The 1,208-nt window shown below is 77.4% G+C and carries 1 protein-coding gene and 1 pseudogene; one reads left to right on the top strand and one right to left on the bottom strand.

Features of this window, described 5'->3' with window-relative positions; all coding sequences use genetic code 11:
- Nucleotides 1–602 (top strand): annotated as a pseudogene (locus D7231_RS35120) (hypothetical protein); the annotation flags it as partial.
- Between the two features lie 25 nt (nucleotides 603–627).
- Here D7231_RS35120 and D7231_RS35125 read toward each other — a convergent pair.
- On the bottom strand, nucleotides 628–1,208 hold a 581-nt coding region (locus D7231_RS35125; protein ID WP_120760428.1), incomplete at its 5' end, for a DUF1015 family protein.

The following is a 1,208-nucleotide window of genomic DNA, read 5'->3' on the forward strand; positions in this document are numbered from 1 at the left end:
CCTACGGCGAGGCGTTGCTTGCCGTGGGCCGCGAGGAGGAGGCGCGCGAGTGGTTCGCGCGGGCCGCCGAGGCGGACAGCGGGGGCACGACGGACGCGTCGGACCGGCTGGCCGAGCTCGACGGCGTCCACTTCGTGGACGCCTTGGATCCTGAGGCCGAGGACGAGTTCCCGGAGGACGAGCCCTCCGGGAAGGGGATCACCGACGGGGCGGCTGAGGAGGCGGCCTCGGTTTCCGAGGAGGACGAGTCCTCGGAGGATGCAGCCCTGGCGGGCGAGGTCCCGGAGGGCGACGCCGTGGAGGACGACCCGGCCGGGGACGATGTCTCCGGGGAGGACGTCGCCGGGAGTGCTGCCCCCGCGGAGGAGCGTGCCGAGGGCGAGGTGCGGGGAGCGGGTGCCCCGGCGACGGGCGTGTCGGAGGCTGATGCCGCTGAGGCGGGCGTTCCGGAGCCGAAGGACGAGGCGCCGGGAACGGCCGCGCCCGCGACGGGCGGTGCGGAGGCGGATGCTGCCGAGGCGGACGCCCCCGGGCCCGAGGACGGGCCCGAGGGCGAGGCCCCGGGAACGGGCGTTCCCGAGGGCAAGGCCGAGGAGGAGTGAGCGGAGGCGGGCGTGACCTGGCGTGTCAGTCCTGGTCCAGGGGCCGGAGGAGCAGGCCGGTGGCCGGCTTCGGGCCGAAGGATGTGGACTTGTGCGGCATGGTGACGCCCGCCTCCGCCAGTGCCCGGACCGTTCCCTCGGGGACCGGGCGCAGTAGCAGGGCGGTGCCTCCGGCGCGTTCGGCCTGGGTCACGGCCCCGGCCGCGTCGTGGAGGTAGCGGATCGGGCCCGGGCGCCAGGCGGCGCTGGAGAGGACGGCGTGCAGTACGGTCGCGTCCAGCTCGCGCCAGGCGCGCGGGCGGTCCGGGCGGATGGCGCGTTCCAGCGTCTCGGGGTCCGGGCGGTCCAGCAGGTGAAGGGCGCCGGCCCCGGCCAGCAGGAACGCGGGGCCCGGCGCGGCGGCCAGGTGCGCCAGCGCGTCGGGCAGCGCGGCGTGCAGCGGGCGGGTGCGGAAGGTGGCGCCCAGCCGGTCCAGGGCCTCGGCGGCAGGGAGGTCGGGCAGCACCCGGTGGACGGCCTGTACGCGCAGGGGGTACCGGGCGGTGTCGACCAGCAGGACCATGCCCCGGTCCCAGGGGCGGCGCCCCGAGTGCTCGGCGCACACCC

Origin of the sequence: Streptomyces klenkii (assembly GCF_003626645.1) — a bacterium.
Classification (GTDB): domain Bacteria; phylum Actinomycetota; class Actinomycetes; order Streptomycetales; family Streptomycetaceae; genus Streptomyces; species Streptomyces klenkii.